Genomic DNA, 19,021 nt, shown 5'->3' on the forward strand with positions numbered 1-19,021 from the left:
GTGCCCGCCCTGCAACCAGCCCACACGACTTTGCCGGAACCCTGCCCTCCCAAGGGGGGCGTCCCTGTTCCAGTTTACCGAGGTCAGCGGGCCGGTCCCGGGACCGGACGCCGGCCGCGGCTCACCCGCCGAAGATGATCGTCGCCGGGTGGGTGTCCAGGGCCGCCTGGTTGAACGTCACCGCGACACCGTGGCCCTTGAGCCGGGAGGCGTGCTGGTCGATCTTCCAGCCGTCGAGGCGCACGCCGAGGTCGGGGTGGCGCCGGGACTGCTCTGCGGTCAGCTGTACGCGGACGGTGCTCGATTCACCGGCCGTCAGGTTCAGGTAGTTGTCGCTGAAGGTCGCCGGCAGCACACGTTCGCCGGTTCGGGTGTCGTAGACCTGGAGGTGCAGCATCAGGGCCACGGCGGTGCCGAGGTTGGCGACCTCCGCCGTCAGTTCGACCCCGTCCCGCCCGCGCCGGGCGTCGGCTGCCACGGAGACGGTAGCCGCGGGCGCGGTGTCCAGGCTCGTGAAGCCGGCCGGGTGCGCCGGGTTCTCGACCCACGAGAAGGTGCGGACCAGCTCCTTGCCCTCCCGCAGTACCAGCCGGACGAAAGCGACGTCGCCGGGTGCGGCTTTCAGCTGGGACGCGAGGTTGCCGACCACGGTGTGCCCGGACGCACCGGCCTCGCCGACGGCCAGCGACGTTTCGGCGAACGCCGTTCCGTCGAGGTCGTACAGCGTGACGGCGACCGTCCCCCGCACCGCGGTCCGGGTGTGGTTGGCCACCACCACGTCGAACGTCTGGCGGTCGAGGATCACGTTGACCCGCCGGCACGCGTGCTGCACCGCGTAGTACGCCGAGTGCGCCTCGAGGTCGTGGCTGTACATCTGCCACACGAAGCTCGGCTGCGCGGGGTTGGTCATCCACATGATCACGCCCGTGCGCGGATAGGGCTTGCCGGGCGTGGCGCCGAGCATGTTCGCCGCGTGGGCCTCGTAGATCGCCCTGATGCACTCGTAGTTCATCAGCTGCGACTTGCGCGCGAAGTCCGGCAGGTTCGCCACGGTGCCGTAGCGCTGCGCGGTGAGGCGCAGGTAGCCGGCACCGCCGCCGTTGCCGCCGTTGCCGTTCACGTCGCGGTCGGCCCAGAAGTCGTCCGGGTGCTCCCACGACGACTCGGGCAGCATCTTCCGCATGAACTCGAGCGTCGGGATCGAGTAGGAGCCGACCTCGTTGTGGAACGGCGGCCACTTCGTGCCGTCGTTGCGGGAGAAGTGGTCACTGGGCACGACCCAGTGGTACGGCCCGCCCGAGGTGTAGCCGCCGATCGGGTTCGCGCCGGTGTCGCCGGCCGAGCTGGTCAGCACCGCGCGCTTCGGGTCGAGCTCGGCGACCAGCGCGTCGAGGCCGTCGATGAGCGGCTGTGGCGGCGGGCCCTCGTTGCCGCCGCACCAGAGCAGGATCGACGGGTGGTTGCGGAAGCGCACGATGCAGTCGCGGATGTTCGCCAGGTCCCGCGCGACGTCCTCCGGCGGCGGACCCTCGGTCGAGCAGAAGAAGTCCTGCCACACGAGGATGCCGAACTCGTCGCACGCCTCGTAGAAGCCTTCGGTGCTGCTCTGCCCGTTCCAGTTGCGGATCAGGTTGAGGTTGGCGTCGCGGTGCAGCCGGACCTGCTCGCGCAGGCGGTCGCGCGGAATGCGCTTGAGGGCTTCGTCGAGGCCCCAGTTGCCACCCATCACGAGGATCGGCTGGTTGTTCACGGTGATCGCGAGGCAGTCGGCCGGCGAGCCCGACGGCGACTGGATCGACCGGGAGTACTCGATCCGCCGGACGCCGAAGTCCACCGTCCGCTCGTCGCTGACCTGTCCCCCGGACTCGACGGCGACCGTGAGCCGGTAGCGGTGGGGGTCGCCGTAACCGTTGGGCCACCAGAGCTTCGGGTGGTCCAGCCGCAGCGCGGCGACGTCCTTCGAGGTCACGGTGATCGACGACGCGCCCGCCGGCACGCTGACCGTACGCCGGAAGTCCCGGGCGGCCAGCGATCCCTTCAGCACCACGGTCCGGGCCTGCGCGAACACGCTGTCGAGGCCGAGGTCGAGGGTGACCTCGGCCGTGCGCAGGTCGGCCGAGAGCGTCGGGTCCACACGCACGTCGCTCAGCCGCACGGGACCGGTGGTGGACCACGTGACCGGCTGCCAGATGCCCAGGTCGCGGTCGGGGATCGTGGGCAGCCAGTCCCAGCCGGAGGTGCAGAAGAACGTCGGGCCGTTCTTCAAAGTGATGCCGGTCTTGCCGCCGTTGCGCCCGCCGCGCGTCACGCCGCTGGTGTAGCTCGGCGCCGACGGCGGGTCGGTGTAGTCCAGTTTTCCCACCAGCACGGCCAGGTACGCCATGCCGCGCGCCTTCGCGACGATGTCGGTCACGTCGAACACGCCGCGCTTGAACGCACCCTCGATCGAGCCGACTTCGGTGCCGTTGAGCCAGATCGTGCCCAGGTAGTTGACGCCGTCGAACCGCAGCCAGAACCGCTGGCCGGGGATCAGCCGGGGGACGGGGAAGGAGACGCGGTACCAGTAGCCGGTGTCCTTGAGGGTGTCCGGGATCGTGTCGGTGACGATGTGGCCGTAGAGCGGGTCGGGGTAGTCGCCGTTGGCGATCATGCTCGTGAGCGGCGTGCCCGGCACGACGGCCGGCTTCAGGCCGGCGATGTGCTGCGCACTGGCGAACTGGTCGCCCGCCGCGGTGGTCGCGTCAGCGGCGGTGAAGGACCAGCCGCCGGTGATCTGGGCACCCGAGGTGCCGGCCGGGGCCGCGCCCGCGGTGCCGGTCAGGCCGAGCGCCCCGAGGGCGCCGCCCCCGGCGATCGCGATGCCACCGGACAGGAAACGTCTGCGATTCAACCGGGCCACGTCGCTCCCCTGCTGCTTTGACAACGTTGTCACACGCCATGTGAATTCCATGATTCTCAGGCTGTGAACGCTTTGTCAAGCAGCGGTGCGGTTGGTCCACACCTCACGGACGGCCGGGAAACCCGTTCGCCGCAACACAACCGGGTCAGGACACCAGCTCGACCTCGAGCCCCATGATGCTCGTCGTGTGGCTGCGGCGGAACCAGCGCCGGGCCGGCGAGGTGGGCGGCAGCTCGTCGAGGAATGCCTTGCGCTGCGGGATCGTCGCCGCGCGCCAGCGCAGTTCGAGCACGGGCCGCACCGGCGCGAGGAAACCGCGCAGCTGCTCGTGGGTCTCGGCGAAGCGGGTGCGGTACTCGCGGTCCGGTTCGTAGGCGAGCTCGAGGTCGATCAACGGCTCGGTGCCGCCGGCCCGGTGGTGGCAGCGCGAAAGCATCCGGGCGATCTCGTCGACCGCGAGCTGCACCGTCGTGGTCATCCGGTCCTGCCAGCGCCCGAGGTGCGGGGCGTTCACCGCCGCCGGGGCCAGGTCCGCCGACGGGACGATCAACGCCCGGACCTCGGTCCCGGTCAGCTCGACCCGCAGCCGACGGCCGCCCGCGTCGACGAAGAACCGGGGCACCCGGCCGGCCAGTCCGGACCCCGCACGCAGCCGCGCCCACTCGGACACGTCGCCGGGCGGGTCGCCGGACAGCACGAACGTGAACTCCAGCTCGTCACCGGCGAGGCTCATCCTCGCCGGGAACAGCGATCCGAGGTCGGTCATGAACGCCGAGCCGATGCCGAGTGCGGCCCTGGAACCGCCTCCGGGCATCACCGCCTCCTCGCGGGTGGGAGCGAACTAGACCTGCAGGTCCGTTTCAATGCGCTTGAGGTAGTGGCGCGCCAGCGCGAGATTCGCGCGTTCGCGGTCCAGAACCAAGTACAGGAAAAGCGAGTTGCGCGATCCGACGGAATTGAGCAGCCGGATCAGGTGGTATTGGCGGTGCAGGGTGATCAGGATGTCCTCGATGCTGTCGTTGAGCGCGAGCGAGGACATGACGCGCAGTTTCGACCGCACGACCTCGGTGTTCCCGGCCGCCGCGACTTCCAGGTCCAGCCAGTCGCCACCGCCGCTGGTGCCGAGCGACATCCCGCTGTCGTAGTCGACGAGCGCGACGCCGATGGCACCGGCGATGGACATGGCCTCTTTCAAAGCGGTGTCGATGTTCATGATCACACGTACTCCTTCGTGAACTGGTGGTGGACCGGTACGCCGCGAGCGGCTAGGCGGCCAGAATCGAGTCGATCCGCTCGATGATCGGCCGGGACTCGAACAGCAGGCGTCCGACGTTGAGTCCCTTGTCTCCCAGGACGACCAGCACCGCCACCCGGCCGATCGCGTAGACGGCCATGTAGCCCTCGCTGCTGAAAACCACGGTCTGTTTCAACGTGCCCTGACCGCACGTTTCCGACGCCTGCCGCGCGATCCCGAGGTCGGCGGCGGCGAGCGCGGAAAGCTTGGCGGGGTCGAGGCGGGCGTCCGCGTCGGCCATGATCGGGATCCCGTCGACCGCCGCGAGCACCGTGTCGGTGACCCCGGCGACGTTTTCCCGCAACTTCCTCAGCTCAGCGCCCAGCGCGTCGAAATCCACTATGTCTTTCTTCCTGCATCGAAAAGGACGACGGATCGCCCGGGATTCACGCACGGCAAATTTCGCAGGCAGCCTGGTCCCACACACTCCAGTACTGACTCCGAGTGAACTCGCGGTACGAACTCTCCCGCACGGCCGAAGCACACGACGACCATTCGGGTTGCTCTTGCGCCGGGAACCCTACCGTCGCAATCACTCTCGGCCTACCAGGGCACAAGATCATGTCGCATGATCACACGATCGGCGCAACCACAGCCAGTCAACTCGGAAATTGGTCCAGTACTGGTCAATTGATCACCGGACGGCACGATGCACCGTTTCCGATCTTCGAAATCGTCGATGAACTGCTGCGACGGCAGTTGGTGCGACTTATTGACTGTTCGTCGACCGGCCTTGCTTCGTCCACTTTGTCCCGATGTCGAGGTACCGTTCTTGCGCGATAGGTACAACTGTGACAACACGCACCCCGGCGTGGCGCGAAGTTACTCCTTTCGGCGGGTTACTCCTGCCCCGTCACAGGTCGGACCATCTCCCGCTTGCCCGGCCCTCCGGTCGCCGACGCCCGCGAGGGCGATCTATACACCCAAGGTATACCTCTCGTATATAGTCGCCGGTGTCGATCATGAGGCACCCGGACCGAGGGCGGGTGAGCAATGGACACGGCGCTTCAGGACAGGGCTTCGCGGGCGGCCCCGGCGGAGGTCGCACGGCCGGCCGTGGCGTGGCTGCCGGTGGTTCTGGTGGCGCTGGGCACGGCCGTCGCGCTGGTGGAGGAGGCCGTGCGGCAGGGGTACCACGGTGACGAGCTCTACTTCCTCGCCGCAGCGCAGCACTTGTCGTGGGGGTACGCCGATCAGGGGTTGCTGGTGGCGTTCCTGGCGTGGGCCGCCGAGGCGAGCGGGGGTTCGCCACTGGCCCTGTGGGCGCCGGCGATCGTCGCGTCCTTCGCCGGAGTGGTACTGGCCGCGCTGATCGCGCGGGAGTTCGGGGGCGGGCGGTGGGCACAGGTGGCCACGGCGGCGGTGTCCGTCGCGTCGCCGCGGGTGCTGGACACCGGGTCGCTGCTGGCGACGCAGACGTTCGACATCCCGTTGTGGATCGCCACCACCTGGCTGCTGGCGCGCTGGGGCCGGACCGGCTCCGACCGCCTGTGGTGGGGCATGGGCCTGCTCGCGGGGGTCGCGTTCACGGTCAAAGCGCTGATCGCCGTCTTCTGGGTGTGCTGCGCCGCCGCGCTGCTCGCCACCAGGCACCGGCGGGCGCTGCTGCCCCACCTCGCCAAGCCGGCGGTGCTCGGCGGGCTGGGTGCCCTGCCCTCCCTGATCTGGCAGTGGTCGCACGGGTTCCCGCAGGCGACGCTCGTTCCCGTCGTCGCGCAGGAGACCGGGCAGTTCGCGGGCGGCAAGGCGGCCGCGCTGCCGTTGACGCTGCTGTCGAACGGCGCGCTCGACGGCGCGGCGCTCGCCGGCTACCGCTGCTGGGTCCTCCTGCGCGACGAGCGGTTCAGGCCGTACCGGTTCCTGGGCTGGACGGTGCTCGCCGTCGCCGCGGTGGGCCTGGTCGCCGGGGGCCGTTACTACTACTGCGCTGGGCTTCCCGATGTGCTGGGCCGCCGCCGCGACCGCGCGGCTCACCGGTACCCGCAGCTGGTGGCGCAAGATCGCGTCGGTGCGTGTCTCGGTGTTCTCCGCCCTGGTGATCCTGGGGATCAGCGTGGTCGCGACGGGACCGTCCGCGCCGGCCTGGGCCACGGCGGCGACGCTCGAAGTCAAGGCCGAACAAGGCTGGATCGGCTTCACGGACACCGTGGCGGAGGTCTACGCCACGACCGCACCGGGCACGCCGATCGTCACCGAGCACTACTGGCAGGCCAGCGCGGTGAACTGGTTCGGCTCGGGCCGCGGGATGCCGCCCGCGCACAGCCCCCACCGCGGCTTCGCCTACTTCGGCGCGCCGGCGTACACGACGGGGGCAGTCGTGTACGTCGGCACCGATCCGGCGCCGCTGCACACCCAGTGCGTGCGCCAAGCCGTCACGCCGACGCGGCCCGGCCAGGGCTTCGACCGGCTCGACCAGGGGGTGCCGGTCTGGGTCCGCGCGCCGCCCGCGCAACCGTGGGCCACGCTGTGGCCCCAGCTGCGTCACGCGTGATCCCCCGGCTTGGCATAGTGACGGGCGACAGCTGCCCCGCGACCGAAAGACAGGTCAGCACATGGCTTCTCCCCGCCACGACGGCGACACGTGGGACCTCGCGTCCAGCGTCGGCGCGACCGCCACCATGGCCGCGGCCGCGCGGGCGATCGCGACCCGCGCCGAGGGATCACTGTTCGACGACCCGTTCGCCGAGCCCCTCGTGCGCGCCGTCGGCATCGAGCTCCTCACCCGGCTCGCCTCGGGAGAACTGCCGCCGGGCGAGCTGGTCGGCGAGATCTTCGTCGACGTCGCCCAGGTCCGGGCCCGCTTCTACGACACGTTTTTCCTCGACGCGACCGCCGCGGGCATCAGGCAGGCCGTGATCCTGGCCTCCGGCCTGGACTCCCGCGCCTACCGCCTGCCCTGGCCGGCCGGGACGATCGTGTACGAGCTCGACCAGCCGCAGGTCGTCGCCTTCAAGACCCGCACCCTCGCCGACCTCGGCGCCACCCCCACCGCCGACCGCCGCGTGGCCGCCGCCGACCTGCGTGACGACTGGCCGGCCGCCCTGCGCACCGCCGGCTTCGACCCGGCGCTGCCCACCGCGTGGAGCGCCGAGGGCCTGCTCGGCTACCTCCCGCCCGAGGCCCAGGACCGGCTCCTCGACACCATCACCGACCTCAGCGCGCCCGGCAGCCGCGTGGCCACCGAAAGCCGCCCCAACCCCCGCCCCGGCGACGACGCGCGAACCAAGGAACGCCTCGACCGCATCTCCGAAACCTGGCGCGCTCAGGGTTTCGACACCGACATGGCCCAGGCCCGCTACTTCGGCGAACGCAACGAAGCCGGCCCGTATCTCAGCAACCTCGGCTGGACCTTGACCGGCGCCACCATCCGGGAGCTGTTCGAGGCCAACGACTTCCCTCCGTTGACCGACGACGCGCTGGGCACTGCCCAGGTCCGTTACGTCCGGGGCGTTCTCGGCGGATAGCGTGGTCCGACCAGCGCTTCCTGACGGCCCTGTTCCGCTCGGCACCAGTCGCGTGTGGAGCGGACGTGCGAGGCGCCGTGTGGCGGCCGTGGTGAACCGGGGTCGTCGTCGATCTTCGGCCCGAGCCGAGCGCGGTCACCGACGCTCAGGCCGGGTAGCTCGTTCCACGAGCTCCAGAACGTGCTCGTAGCGCTCCCCCGTCGCGCGCGTCATCCCGAGCTCGCACGTCCGGTTGCACGACACGTGTGCCTGGAACGGGCCCGCCGCCGCGAGTTCCCGGGCCTGCCGCGCGGTGGCCGACGCCGTCAGCTCCGGGTGCAGCAGGCCGCGGTCGCCCGCGAAGCCGCAACAGCCCCACTCGTCGGGGACCGTCACCGTGGTCGCCACGGCTTCGGTCAGCTCGCGCAGCGCGCCGGTCAGGCCCATCCGGGTGGCCGAGCACGTCGGGTGCAGGGCGACGGTCGCCGCGGGGGCGGTGATCGTGAGCCGGCCGAGGACGTTGTCGCGCACGAACTCGACGGCGTCGACCACCCGGATCGTGCGGAACCGCTCCGGGCCCTGCTCGACCAGGTGCCGCACGCCTTCGCTGCACGAGGAAGCGTCGCCGATCACCGGAATGCGGCCTTCGTCCGTGGCCGTCCACAACGCGGGCAGCACGCGGCGCGCCATCTCCTCGTACCCGCGCTCGAGTCCCTTGGACTTCCACGGCGTGCCGCAGCACAGCGAAGCGGGCGCGGCCGGCGTCGTGAGGCGGATTCCGGCACGCTCGCAGAGAATTCGCAACGCGGCCGCCGCTCCGACGCCCTCGCTGCCGAACATCGTGCCGGTGCAGGAGGCGAACAGCACCGCGTCGGCGCCGCCGGTCTCGGCGGCGGTGCGCCGTCGCCCGCCGCTCGGGAGTTCGGGTGACCACAGCGGGACCGCGTCGGCGCCGCCGGCCTTGCGCGCCAGGGCGTTGGTGCCGGTGACGAGGCTGTCGGGCAGGCGAGCAGCGGTGGTGAGCGCGGCCGCGGCGGCGCGCGTGGTGCCGTCCCAGTGCCGGGCGGCGCCGGCCCACAGCGCCGACGTGGCGCGGCCGACGTCCTCGGCCCGCAGCCGCTTCATCAGGTCGCCGGTGTTGATCGTGACGGGGCAGGCGGTCTGGCACATGCCGTCGGCGGCGCAGGTCTGCACCGCGGCGTAGTCGTACTCGGCCCGCAGCTGCTCGACCGCCGCTGTGTCGCCGGCCGAGCGGGCGCGTTCGATCTCCCGGCGCAGCACGATGCGCTGGCGTGGAGTCGTGGTCAGGTCGCGGCTGGGGCACACGGGCTCGCAGAACCCGCACTCCACGCAGCGGTCCACTTCCTCCTCCACCGGCGGCGCCGCCTTGAGGTGACGCAGGTGCCCACCCGGGTCCTCGGCGATGAGCACGCCCGGGTTGAGCACGCCGCGCGGGTCGCACAGGCGCTTGATCTCGCGCATCACGTCGTAGAGCTCGTCGCCGTACTGCCGGCGGACGAACGGCGCCATCATCCGGCCCGTCCCGTGCTCGGCCTTGAGCGAGCCACCGCGCCCGAGCACGAGGTCGACCATGTCGTCGGTGAACGCCGCGAACCGGTCCAGCGGTCCGCCGTCACCGAGCCGCTCGGTGAGCATGAAGTGGATGTTGCCGTCCTTGGCGTGGCCGAAGATCACGCTGTCGCGGTAGCCGTGGACGTGGAACAGGCCCGTGAGCGCCTCGCACGTCGGCAGGAGTTCCGGCACGGGCACGACGATGTCCTCCAGCAGCGCTGTCGTACCGCTCGGACGCGCGCCGGCGATCATCGCGTACAGGCCTTTGCGCACGTGCCAGTGGGCGGCGCGGGTTGCCGCGTCGGCGGACAGCTGCGGGGTCGAGGTCGGCAGGCCCGCCAGCACCGAAGCGGCGGCTCCGGCCAGCTCGGTGACTTCTTCGGCGGTGCCGGCCTGGTACTCGACGAGCAGCGCCGCGTGCTGCCGCACGGCGAGGTCCCGCAGCACGCCGGTGGCCTGGGCGTCGCGTTGCCCCACCCGCAGGGAGGTGGCGTCGAGGAGCTCGATCGTCGCGGGGCCGGTGGCGACCAGCGCCGGCAGCACACCCGTGGCGCCGGCGAGGTCGTCGAACACGAGCAGGCCCGTGCGCGCGTGCCCGTGCAGCGGCACGGTGCGCAGGACCACCGATGCGATGAACGCCAGCGTGCCCTCGCTGCCCACCGCCAGGTGGGCCAGGATGTCGGCCGGCGCGGTGTGGTCCAGCAGCGAGTTGAGGCCGTAGCCCATGGTGTTCTTCATCGAGAACTGCCGCTCGACGTTCGCGCGCAGCGCCGCGTCGCCGCGTACCCGGTCGCGCAGCCGCGCCAGCCCGGCGTGCAGCTCGGGTTCGGCGGCACGCAGGCGCTCGTCGGCGTCGCGTTCGCCGGTGTCCACGACCGTGCCCGACGGCAGGACGAGCACGATCGAGTCGAGCGTCGCGTAGCTGTTGGCCCATGTGCCGCAGGCCATGCCGCTGGAATTGTTCGCCACGACGCCGCCGACGGTGCACGCGACCTCGCTCGCCGGGTCGGGGCCGAGCTTGCGGCCCAGGCGCGCGAGGCGCGCGTTCACCTGCCGGATCGTGGCGCCGGGGCCGACCCGCACGCGCGCGCCGTCGTCGAGCACCTCGATGTCGCGGAAGTGGCGGCGGGTGTCGACGAGCACGCCGTCGGTGCCGGCCTGCCCGGACAGGCTCGTGCCCCCGGACCGGAACCCGAGCGCGACCCCGGCCGAGCTCGCCGCGGCGAACAGCCGGCCGACCTCGTCGGCACCGCGCGGGGTGACCACCGCGCTCGGGGTCAGCAGGAAGTGCGACGCGTCGTGCGCGTGGGCCAGGCGGTCGGTGAGCCGGTGCCCGACCAGGGCCGGGTCCCCGGTCGCGGCGGCCAGCAGGGTGAACAGGTCGGCGGAACGACCCGACGCGGCGGCGTGCTCGGTGACGGTCATCGGCTGATCCTCGTCGATCGGGAAGGGCGCGGCGCGTTCAGCGTGCCCTTCGCCGTGCAAAGTCTTCAACGACTACCGACGAGTTCCCGGCCGAATCACAGCGAGTGCCCTCGGTCGCCCGAGTCCCAGTGTGCGCCCGGGGCGACCGCCGTCACCCCGCGTACCGTGCCGGGATCTGCACCGCGGTGTCGAGCATCTGGCGCGTGCTCTTGAACCAGTCGTGCAGGTTCAGGTCCAGGATCAGCTCGTCCGCACCGGCCGCTTCGGCCGTGTGGATGTCTTCCTCGACCTGGTCGAGGGTGCCGACGAACGCGGTGCGATCCGGGCCCTGCGGGCGGTCGGTGAAGGTGACGTTGCCGACCACGATCAGCTCCATCCGGCTCGCGTCGCGGCCGTACCCGGCGGCCAGTTCGCGGATGCGGTCCCACTCGGAGCGCAGGGCCGCGGCGCCGGCCGGGCCGGGGGTCGTGAGCAGTGGCAGCCAGCCGTCCGCGCGCCGGGCGATGCGCCGCACGGCCGCCGAACTGCTGTCGCGGCCCAGGTTGCTGCCGCCACCGCCGAGCAGCACCGGGATCTTCGCGACGGGCTTGGGCAGGACCGAGGCGTTGTCGATCACCGTGCGCGGCCCGCGGAACGACACCGGGTCCGGCCCCCACACGGCGTCGAAGACGTCCAGCGTCTCGTCGAGGAACCGGCCGCGATCGGCGCGGGCGACACCCGCGGCCTGGAACTCGTCGGTGGACCAGCCGGCGGCCATCCCCGCGAGCACACGGCCGCCGCTGATCCGGTCGAGCGTCGCCAGTTCCTTCGCCAGCTGCACGGGCGTGTGCAGCGGCGCCACCAGCACGGACGTCCCGAGGCGCACGTGCTCCGTCACGGCCGCGGCGACCGTGAGCACCGCCAACGGGTCGGCGGCCTGCCGCGAGCCTTCCGGCCACGGCACGTCCGGCGGCGCGTACGGTTCGCGCGGCGCCGCCGGGAAAAGCAGGCGTTCGTAGGTCCACAAACTGGCGTAGCCCGCCGCCTCCGCGGTTTCGGCCGCCTCGACCAGATCACGCCGCAGGTCGACGCCCAGCCGCTGCGGCAGGCGAAGTCCGAGTTTCACTTCAGCTCCTCCGAGGATCGGGGGCCGGTTTCGAATCGGCCAACTCACCCAGCCTGAACCTTCACATCGATGTGAAGGTCAATGTAGGCTGGAGCACATGCGAATCGGGGAGCTCGCCCAGCGCACCGGCGTGTCCACCCGCCTGCTGCGCTACTACGAAGAACAGGGCCTCCTGACCCCCGCGCGCACCCCCAACGGTTACCGCGACTACGGCGAGTCCCACGTGGACGTCGTGCTGCAGATCAAGGGCCTGCTCGACTCCGGACTGCCCACACGCATCATCCAGGAGCTCCTGCCGTGCCTGGACAAGCCGAAGGACATCCACGTCCCCAACGTGACGACCGAGATGATCGCGACCCTGCACCGCGAACAAGCCCGCCTGTCCGAACGCATCGACTTCCTGACCCGCAACCGCGACGCGATCGGCGACTACCTGCAGGCGGTGCTGAGCGTGAAATCGGCGAATGCGGGCACTTCCTGAAAATGCACTGCCCGCCAGCCACGACGTCGGGGGTTTCGCGACCTACTCGGCCCATCGGTACACCGAGCCCGCGAGCGCATTGAGCGGCTCCTCGACCGGATGGACGCACGAGTGCCCGAATCAGCGTGAAGGACCCCGACCGTGGGTGTCAGCGCGCGGGCTCGCGTCGAAAGGTGGGCAGCTGGTGCTCATGTCCGCACCTGATCCCGCTGCACCCAGGAACCGTTCGCCCGGATCGGCGCGAACGGTCGGCTCGCCGTCGCGGCGACCAAGGAGATCTCCCGGCGCGCGCCCGGCTGGACGGTGAAGCAGGCGTGGGCCGAGCAGCCCGCGTTGATGAACCCGGTGTTCTCCTCCGCCGACGTTCAGGAAGGCGCGCGGGTGTTCGCGGAGAAGCGCCCTCCCGGGTGGACCGGGCGTCAACCCGGGCTGCGCTTGAGCTTGACCCGGTACGAGTACTGCTCGGGCAGGAAGTGGTTCACCGCCAGCTCGACGGGCTGACCGTCGGTTGTCAGGTAGGTGCGGTCCACGCGCAGCAGCGGAGCGCCGGGCGGGCACTCCAGCGCGTCGGCGAGCGTGGCGTCGGCCGCGGCGGCCGTGATGCTCTGGTCGGCCTCGGCGATCGGCGCGGGCAGCCGGTCGTCGAGCAGGCCGATGATCGTCACCTCGCTGCTCGCGCCCGCGGTGGCGAGCTCGGGCGCGTCGGCGAGGGTGCTGCCGGCGGCCGGGTGCAGGTGGACGGCGGTGTGGCAGAAGGGTTTTCCGTCGTGTAGCCGGCGGAACAGCACGGTGTGGACCGTGTCGCTGTCGAGCCGCAGCCGGCTGGCCGCCTCCACGTTCACCACGCGCCGCAGCGGACGCAGCACTTCGAGCGTGGTGTCGAGCGAGAGCCCCATCAGGTCTTCGATGGAGCCGAACTGCCGCAGGTACTGGCCCTCGCGCGGAGCGGCGAAGGTGCCCCGCCCCGGCACGCGGTGCACGAGGCCGTCGGCCACGAGGTCCTGGAACGCGCGCCGCACGGTCTGTCGGCTCACGCCGTGCTCGGTGGCGAGCTCGGCCTCCGTCGGCAGGCGGACCCCGTCGGCGAAGCGCCGCTGCAGGATGCCGTGGCGCAGCTCGCGCGCCAGCACCTTGTACGCGGCTTCACCCGGCTGCTCGCTGTTGGTCATCCGTCCCACTCCGCTCCGTCGCGGTCGGGCAAGCGCCGGCTCAGCCGAGCCCACCGCGCTGCACCAGCTGGCTGACGATCACGTTGCGCTGGATCTCGTTGGTGCCCTCGCCCACGATCATCAGCGGCGCGTCGCGGAAGTACCGCTCCACGTCGAACTCCGTGGAGTACCCGTAACCGCCGTGCACGCGCACGGCGTTCAGCGCGATCTCCATGGCCGTCTCCGAAGCGAACAGCTTCGCCATACCCGCTTCGAGGTCGCTGCGCGCCCCTGAGTCGTACGTCTCGGCGGCGTGCAGCACCAGGTGGCGCGCGGCCGTGTACTTCGTGGCCATGTCGGCGAGGTAGTTCCCGATCGACTGGTGCTGCCAGATGGGTTTGCCGAACGACTCCCGCTCCTGTGCGTAGCGCAGCGCGTCGTCGATCGACGCCCGCGCCACACCGAGTGCGCGCGAGGCAACCTGGATCCGGCCGATCTCCAGGCCCTTCATCATCTGCGCGAACCCGCGGCCTTCCGTGCCGCCCAGCACCGCGTCGGCCGGGGCTCGGTAGTCCTGAAAGGACAGTTCGCAGCTCTCGACGCCCTTGTACCCCAGCTTCGGCAGGTCGCGCGAGACCGAGAAGCCCTCGCCGGGCTCCGCGAGCAGGATGCTGATCCCCTTGTGCCGCGGCTCGGCCTTCGGATCGGTGCGGCACAGCAGCGCGATGAGCTTCGACCGGCGGGCGTTGCTGATCCACGTCTTCGAGCCGTTGACGACGTAGCCCTCACCCTCGCGACGCGCCGAGGTGGTCAGCGCCTGCAGGTCGGACCCGCCACCGGGCTCGGTCAGTGCCATGGTCGCGCGGATCTCGCCCGTCGCCATCCTCGGCAGGTAGCGCTCCTTCTGCTCTTCGGTGCCGAACGCGACCAGCAGCTTCGTCACCACGGTGTGGCCGCCCATCGCGCCCGCGAGGCTCATCCAGCCCCGGGCGAGCTGCTCGGTCACCTGCACGTAGCACGGCGTGGACACGGCGACCTCACCGTAGGGCTCCGGCACGGCCAGCCCGAAGATGCCGAGCTGCTTCATCTGCACGATGAGCTTCTCGGGGTATTCGTTCGCGTGCTCCAGCTCGCGGGCCACCGGACGGACTTCACGGTCGACGAAGTCCGCCACGGTGTCGACGATCGCCTGCTCTTCTTGGCTCAACGTGTGCACGAGGCTCCTTTTCGGACGGTCGGACCACACCGGCGGCGCGCAGGGCGACGACGCCGGCGGGCGAGCGGCCCAGCTCGCTCAGGACGGTTGCGGTGTGCTCGCCGAGGGCGGGAAGCCCCGTCACGATCCGGGCGACCGGGTCGTGCCGCGCGGCCGGCGTCACGGCCACCGTGTCGACGAGCGAGCGCTGCGCCGGCGCCTCGGCTGTCGCAATCATGCTCACCGTCCAGGGACGAAATGTACGGCCAATAGTGCGCACCACCCGCACCCGTTGTCAACCAGACGTCACGGAGCGGTTGACACTTACCGCGGCTCACGGGGAGACTCGCGAGCGAATTTGGCCGTACATTTTGAAGGAGCGTGTCGTGACCGCCAGCGTCCCGATCGACGTGCAGGGGCCCTACTTCGACGAACTCACCGTGGGCCGGCGGTTCTCGGCGCCCGCCGTGACCCTCACCGAGGGACAGGCGGCGCTGCACCAGGCGATCGTGGGCGACCGGCTGCGCCTGCCGCTCGACGCCGGGCTCGCCGAGGCCGTCACGGGGCGCGCGCCCCTGGCACACCCGGCCCTGGTCTGGGACCTCGCGATCGGTCAGTCGACGGGCGCGACCCACCACGTGCGCGCCAACCTCTTCTACCGCGGCTTCGTGGTGCGCCGGCTACCCCGCATCGGCGACACACTGTCCACGGTCACCGAGGTCGTCGGGCTCCGGCAGAACCGGGCCCGCGAAGGCCGCGCGCCCACGGGTCTCGCGGCGTTGCGCATCGAGACCACGGACCAGAACGGCCGTCCGGTGCTGGACTTCTGGCGGTGCGCGATGCTCCCGCTGCGCGAGGGCGCCGGCGACACCGGCCACCACGACGACCTCGACACCATCGGCACCAACCCCACCCCCGCGGACTACGCGGCGACGATCGACGGCTGGAATCTCGCACCGCTCGCCGACCGGGCCGCCGGGCCGCGGTTCGCCGATCTCGAAGTCGGGCGCGCGTACCGCGTCATCGGGGCGGACGTCGTGTCCTCGGCGCCCGAGCTGGCGCGGCTCACGCTCAACATCGCCCGCGTGCACCACGACCGCGTGGCCGCCGGCGGGCAGCGGCTCGTGTACGGCGGTCACACGATCGGTCTCGCCATGGCCCAGCTGACGCGCGCGCTGCCCGATCTGGTGACCGTGGCCGGCTGGGACGGCTGCGACCACCTCGGCCCGGTCCACGAAGGCGATCTGCTGTCCAGCACCGTCACCGTCGAAGGGCTGACCCCGCTCGCGTCGGGCGGTCTCGTGCACCTGCGCATCGAGGTCGACGCGCACGACGACAACACCGGCGGGCGGCCCGTGCTGCTGTGGCGCTGCGTCGCCGTACTGGCCTGACCCCACGAAAGGAACGCCCCTTGGACGCCCGAGTTCTCGCCGAAGCGCGGACGCTGCTGTTCGTCCCCGGCGACCGTCCGGACCGCTTCGCCAAAGCCGCCGCGAGCGGTGCCGACGCGATCGTGATCGACCTCGAGGACGCCGTCGCACCGACGGCCAAGACCACGGCGTTGCGCAACGCGGTGGAGTGGCTCGGGGCCGGCAACGACGCGGTCGTCCGGCTCAACGCGACCGGAACTCCTTGGCACGCCGAGGAAATCGCCGCGCTGAACGAGCAGCCGATCAGTGTGATGCTCCCGAAAGCCGCCGATCCCGACGCGCTCGCCGGAGTGCTCGCGGCGCTCGCGCCGGGCTCCGTGGCAGTTCCGCTCGTCGAGACCGCCGCCGGGGTGCTGGGGGCTCGAGCGGTTGCGGCCGTGCCGGGGGTCGTGCGCCTGGCGTTCGGGCACGTGGACCTTTCGGTCGAGCTGGGCGTGCCTCCGGACGGCTCGCCGACGCTCGAGCAGGCCCGGGTCTCCCTCGTGCTCGCGGCCGCGGCGGCCGGCAGCGCGCCACCGATCGACGGCGTGACCACCGCGCTCGACGATCCCGACGTGCTGGCCGCGGACGTCCGGCGCGCGAAGCTCTTGGGGTTCACCGGAAAGCTCTGCGTGCACCCTCGTCAGGTACCGCGGGTGCACGAGGCGTTGGCACCCACCGAGACCGAGCTGGAGTGGGCCCGCACCGTCGTGGCCGCCGCGAGCGGAGGCGCGAGCGCGGTCGACGGCCAGATGGTCGACCACCCGGTGCTCCTGCGGGCGGAGCGGTTGCTGAACCGGGCCGCGAGCTCAGCCTGACCCGGGGTCGGGTTCCTTCGTCAGCACGTCGTCGGTGAACCCCGCGCCCAGCGCGCGCAACGCGGCGTCGAGGTACACCGTGAGATCGGCGTCGGCGCGCGCGGACCAGCGTTCGTAGGCCGCGCGGCAGGCGGCAAGGACCGAGCGCCCGACCGCCAGCGGGTACAGCGAATCGGTGGGCTGGCCGATGCGCTGCGCGACGAAGTCGGCGATGGCTCGTTCCCAGGCGTCGTAGTGGATCGTGGCGCTGGCGGCGAGGTCGGGGACCGTGCTGAGCAGGCTCATGCGCAGGCGCAGCTCCGGCACGTCCTCGGCGCGGTAGTGGTTGGCCTCCAGCACCGCGCGGCGCACGGCCTCGAGCACCGGCAGGTCTTCCGGCATGCCGGCCAGCACCGACCGGATCGTCTCGACCTCGTGGTCGAACTCGTTCCACAGCACGTCGGATTTGGCATCGTAGTACCGGAAGAACGTACGCCGCGTGACGCCCGCGGCCGAGGCGATCTGGTCGACGGTCGTCTCCTCGAAGCCCTGTTCGGTGAACAGTTCGAGAGCGATGACCTCCAGCTCGCGGGCACTCGTGGCCGGCGGGCGGCCGCGGCGGGACTTGTTTTTCGTCACGCAGTGACGTTACTCTACCTATATTCGTCACATAGTGTCGAAAATTCGTGATACGTGTCGAAGGAGCCACGAATGAGCGAAACCCCCGAGGTCGAAGACGTTGTGGTGGCCGAGGACCTGCTCGTCGAAGAGGTCTCGATCGACGGCATGTGCGGTGTCTACTGACACCGCGCCGTTCGAGCTGGACGGCGCCTGGGAGCTCGACTCCCGGGTGTCCGTCCGGCCCGAGCGGTTCGGCGCGCTGCTCTACCACTTCGGCACGCGCCGCCTGTCGTTCCTGAAGAACCCGACGTTGCTGGCCGTCGTGCGCGCCCTGCCCCAGCAGCCGACCGCGCGCGCCGCGTGCGCCGAAGCCGGTGTGGCGCCGGCAGAACTGCCCCGCTACGAGCGGGCTCTGGCCACGCTGGCCCAGTCGCTGATGATCCGCCCGAGGAGCGTGTGATGTCGCTGGTCGACGAATTCCAGTACGGGCTCGACGCGCCGATCTGCCTCACCTGGGAACTCACCTACGCGTGCAACCTGTCGTGCGTGCACTGCCTTTCTTCTTCCGGGCGGCGCGACCCACGGGAGCTGAGCACGGCCGAGTGCAAGGCGCTGATCGACGAGTTCGAGCGCATGCAGGTGTTCTACGTGAACATCGGCGGCGGCGAGCCGACCGTGCGGCCCGATTTCTGGGAACTGGTCGACTACGCGACCGAGCACCACGTCGGCGTGAAGTTCTCCACCAACGGCATCAAGATCACCGACGAGGTCGCGCGCAAGCTCGCCGCGAGCGACTACGTCGACGTGCAAATCTCCCTCGACGGCGCCACCGAGGAGGTCAACGACGCGGTGCGCGGCCCCGGCTCGTACCGCACCGCGCTACGCGCGATGGAACGCTTGCGTGACGCGGGTTTCAAGGACTTCAAAGTGTCCGTTGTGGTCACTCGCCGCAACGCCGGGCAGCTGGATGCGTTCAAGGCCATCGCCGACCGCCACGGCGCCCAGCTGCGCCTGACCCGCCTGCGTCCCTCGGGCCGCGGCGCCGACGTGTGGGACGAGCTGCACCCGACGGCCGAGCAGCAGCGCGAGCTCTACGACTGGCTCGTCGCCCACGGGGACAACGTGCTCACCGGCGACTCGTTCTTCCACCTCGCGGGGTACGGCGAAGGCGGGCTCCCGGGGCTCAACCTGTGCGGCGCCGGGCGCGTGGTGTGCCTGGTCGATCCGGTCGGCGATGTCTACGCGTGCCCGTTCGCCATCCACGACACGTTCCTCGCCGGCAACATCCGCGACGCCGGGTTCGCGCCCGTGTGGCGGGAGTCCGAACTGTTCACCGAACTGCGCAGCTCGCAGACCGGCGGCGCGTGCACTTCGTGCTCGGCGTATGACTCGTGCCGCGGCGGCTGCATGGCGGCGAAGTTCTTCACCGGCCTGCCGCTTGACGGCCCGGACCCCGAATGCGTGCGCGGCCGGGGTGAGCTCGCGCTCGCCGGGGTCACGCCGGGAAGTGCGCCGAAACCGTCGCTGGACCACTCGCACCGCACCGGCCCGGTCCCGGTGACCATCGGCCTGCGCCGACCACCCGAACGAGCGTGCGACGAGAGCCCGCTCGCCGGCCTCGAGCGCTGACGC

At 71.1% G+C, this 19,021-nt stretch carries 17 protein-coding genes and 1 pseudogene; 9 read left to right on the forward strand and 9 right to left on the reverse strand.

Annotated elements, in window-relative coordinates; translation table 11 throughout:
- Positions 1-121: 121 nt before the first annotated feature.
- The 4 genes from ACWEOE_RS33065 to ACWEOE_RS33080 all read right to left on the reverse strand — a co-directional run bounded on the left by ACWEOE_RS33065 (position 122) and on the right by ACWEOE_RS33080 (position 4,587).
- Positions 122-2,899, reverse strand: a complete 2,778-nt coding sequence (locus tag ACWEOE_RS33065) for a glycosyl hydrolase 2 galactose-binding domain-containing protein (protein ID WP_452016146.1) — start codon at positions 2,897-2,899, stop codon at positions 122-124.
- A gap of 145 nt (positions 2,900-3,044) precedes the next feature.
- Positions 3,045-3,713, reverse strand: a complete 669-nt coding sequence (locus tag ACWEOE_RS33070) for a hypothetical protein (RefSeq protein WP_452016148.1) — start codon at positions 3,711-3,713, stop codon at positions 3,045-3,047.
- A gap of 27 nt (positions 3,714-3,740) precedes the next feature.
- A complete protein-coding gene (locus tag ACWEOE_RS33075; protein ID WP_452016302.1) occupies positions 3,741-4,112 on the reverse strand; it encodes a hypothetical protein in 372 nt (123 codons plus the stop codon).
- Positions 4,113-4,164: 52 nt separating this feature from the next.
- On the reverse strand, positions 4,165-4,587 hold the full coding sequence (locus tag ACWEOE_RS33080) for a roadblock/LC7 domain-containing protein (RefSeq protein WP_452016150.1): 423 nt from the start codon (positions 4,585-4,587) through the stop codon (positions 4,165-4,167).
- A gap of 599 nt (positions 4,588-5,186) precedes the next feature.
- On the opposite strand from ACWEOE_RS33080, the pseudogene ACWEOE_RS33085 reads away from it, so the two are divergent.
- The 3 genes and pseudogenes from ACWEOE_RS33085 to ACWEOE_RS33095 all read left to right on the forward strand — a co-directional run.
- Positions 5,187-5,801: pseudogene (locus ACWEOE_RS33085) on the forward strand (glycosyltransferase family 39 protein); the annotation flags it as partial.
- Between the two features lie 331 nt (positions 5,802-6,132).
- Positions 6,133-6,684, forward strand: coding sequence for a hypothetical protein (locus ACWEOE_RS33090; RefSeq protein ID WP_452016152.1), 552 nt, complete (start codon positions 6,133-6,135; stop codon positions 6,682-6,684).
- A 61-nt stretch (positions 6,685-6,745) separates the two neighbouring features.
- On the forward strand, positions 6,746-7,657 hold the full coding sequence (locus tag ACWEOE_RS33095; RefSeq protein ID WP_452016154.1) for an SAM-dependent methyltransferase: 912 nt from the start codon (positions 6,746-6,748) through the stop codon (positions 7,655-7,657).
- Positions 7,658-7,792: 135 nt separating this feature from the next.
- Here ACWEOE_RS33095 and ACWEOE_RS33100 read toward each other — a convergent pair whose 3' ends face one another.
- Together ACWEOE_RS33100 and ACWEOE_RS33105 are read right to left on the reverse strand one after the other, a co-directional pair.
- The gene (locus ACWEOE_RS33100; RefSeq protein WP_452016156.1) at positions 7,793-10,633 is read right to left on the reverse strand and encodes an FAD-binding and (Fe-S)-binding domain-containing protein; all 2,841 of its coding nucleotides are present in this window, start codon (positions 10,631-10,633) and stop codon (positions 7,793-7,795) included.
- Between the two features lie 151 nt (positions 10,634-10,784).
- The gene (locus ACWEOE_RS33105) at positions 10,785-11,738 is read right to left on the reverse strand and encodes a TIGR03619 family F420-dependent LLM class oxidoreductase (RefSeq protein WP_452016158.1); all 954 of its coding nucleotides are present in this window, start codon (positions 11,736-11,738) and stop codon (positions 10,785-10,787) included.
- Positions 11,739-11,835: 97 nt separating this feature from the next.
- Between ACWEOE_RS33105 and ACWEOE_RS33110 the strand changes: the two genes are divergently transcribed.
- Entirely contained in the window at positions 11,836-12,219 is a 384-nt protein-coding gene (locus ACWEOE_RS33110) for a MerR family transcriptional regulator (protein WP_452016160.1), read from the forward strand.
- 419 nt (positions 12,220-12,638) lie between these two features.
- Here ACWEOE_RS33110 and ACWEOE_RS33115 read toward each other — a convergent pair whose 3' ends face one another.
- A complete protein-coding gene (locus ACWEOE_RS33115; protein WP_452016162.1) occupies positions 12,639-13,388 on the reverse strand; it encodes a GntR family transcriptional regulator in 750 nt (249 codons plus the stop codon).
- Positions 13,389-13,428: 40 nt separating this feature from the next.
- Positions 13,429-14,583 (reverse strand): acyl-CoA dehydrogenase family protein, encoded by a 1,155-nt coding sequence (locus ACWEOE_RS33120; RefSeq protein ID WP_452016164.1) that lies wholly within the window; start codon positions 14,581-14,583, stop codon positions 13,429-13,431.
- A 365-nt stretch (positions 14,584-14,948) separates the two neighbouring features.
- Between ACWEOE_RS33120 and ACWEOE_RS33125 the strand changes: the two genes are divergently transcribed.
- Together ACWEOE_RS33125 and ACWEOE_RS33130 are read left to right on the forward strand one after the other, a co-directional pair.
- The gene (locus ACWEOE_RS33125) at positions 14,949-15,953 is read left to right on the forward strand and encodes a MaoC family dehydratase (protein WP_452016166.1); all 1,005 of its coding nucleotides are present in this window, start codon (positions 14,949-14,951) and stop codon (positions 15,951-15,953) included.
- Between the two features lie 20 nt (positions 15,954-15,973).
- Positions 15,974-16,789, forward strand: coding sequence for an HpcH/HpaI aldolase/citrate lyase family protein (locus ACWEOE_RS33130; RefSeq protein ID WP_452016168.1), 816 nt, complete (start codon positions 15,974-15,976; stop codon positions 16,787-16,789).
- Here ACWEOE_RS33130 and mftR read toward each other — a convergent pair.
- On the reverse strand, positions 16,781-17,407 hold the full coding sequence (gene mftR / locus ACWEOE_RS33135; protein WP_452016170.1) for a mycofactocin system transcriptional regulator: 627 nt from the start codon (positions 17,405-17,407) through the stop codon (positions 16,781-16,783). The genes ACWEOE_RS33130 and mftR overlap by 9 nt on opposite strands.
- A 72-nt stretch (positions 17,408-17,479) precedes the next feature.
- On the opposite strand from mftR, the gene mftA reads away from it, so the two are divergent.
- From mftA to mftC, 3 genes are read left to right on the forward strand one after another with little or no spacing between them, the layout of a single operon-like run.
- On the forward strand, positions 17,480-17,572 hold the full coding sequence (mftA, locus tag ACWEOE_RS33140; RefSeq protein ID WP_452016172.1) for a mycofactocin precursor MftA: 93 nt from the start codon (positions 17,480-17,482) through the stop codon (positions 17,570-17,572).
- Complete coding sequence (gene mftB / locus ACWEOE_RS33145; RefSeq protein ID WP_452016174.1) at positions 17,562-17,849, forward strand: mycofactocin biosynthesis chaperone MftB; 288 nt, start codon at positions 17,562-17,564, stop codon at positions 17,847-17,849. The genes mftA and mftB overlap by 11 nt, the downstream gene beginning before the upstream one ends.
- Complete coding sequence (mftC, locus tag ACWEOE_RS33150) at positions 17,849-19,018, forward strand: mycofactocin radical SAM maturase (RefSeq protein WP_452016176.1); 1,170 nt, start codon at positions 17,849-17,851, stop codon at positions 19,016-19,018. The genes mftB and mftC overlap by 1 nt, the downstream gene beginning before the upstream one ends.
- Positions 19,019-19,021 lie beyond the last annotated feature (3 nt).

It is taken from the genome of Amycolatopsis sp. NPDC004368, from assembly GCF_053602515.1.

What these genes read in the sequence shown, in the direction of transcription:
- ACWEOE_RS33090 (WP_452016152.1), top strand. Translation starts at nt 6,133, where the DNA reads ATGTGCTGGGCCGCCGCCGCGACCGCGCGGCTCACCGGTACCCGCAGC.
- ACWEOE_RS33075 (WP_452016302.1), bottom strand. Translation starts at nt 4,112, where the DNA reads ATGAACATCGACACCGCTTTGAAAGAGGCCATGTCCATCGCCGGTGCC.
- ACWEOE_RS33070 (WP_452016148.1), bottom strand. Translation starts at nt 3,713, where the DNA reads ATGCCCGGAGGCGGTTCCAGGGCCGCACTCGGCATCGGCTCGGCGTTC.
- mftA (WP_452016172.1), top strand. Translation starts at nt 17,480, where the DNA reads ATGAGCGAAACCCCCGAGGTCGAAGACGTTGTGGTGGCCGAGGACCTG.
- ACWEOE_RS33095 (WP_452016154.1), top strand. Translation starts at nt 6,746, where the DNA reads ATGGCTTCTCCCCGCCACGACGGCGACACGTGGGACCTCGCGTCCAGC.
- ACWEOE_RS33110 (WP_452016160.1), top strand. Translation starts at nt 11,836, where the DNA reads ATGCGAATCGGGGAGCTCGCCCAGCGCACCGGCGTGTCCACCCGCCTG.
- mftC (WP_452016176.1), top strand. Translation starts at nt 17,849, where the DNA reads ATGTCGCTGGTCGACGAATTCCAGTACGGGCTCGACGCGCCGATCTGC.
- ACWEOE_RS33115 (WP_452016162.1), bottom strand. Translation starts at nt 13,388, where the DNA reads ATGACCAACAGCGAGCAGCCGGGTGAAGCCGCGTACAAGGTGCTGGCG.
- ACWEOE_RS33100 (WP_452016156.1), bottom strand. Translation starts at nt 10,633, where the DNA reads ATGACCGTCACCGAGCACGCCGCCGCGTCGGGTCGTTCCGCCGACCTG.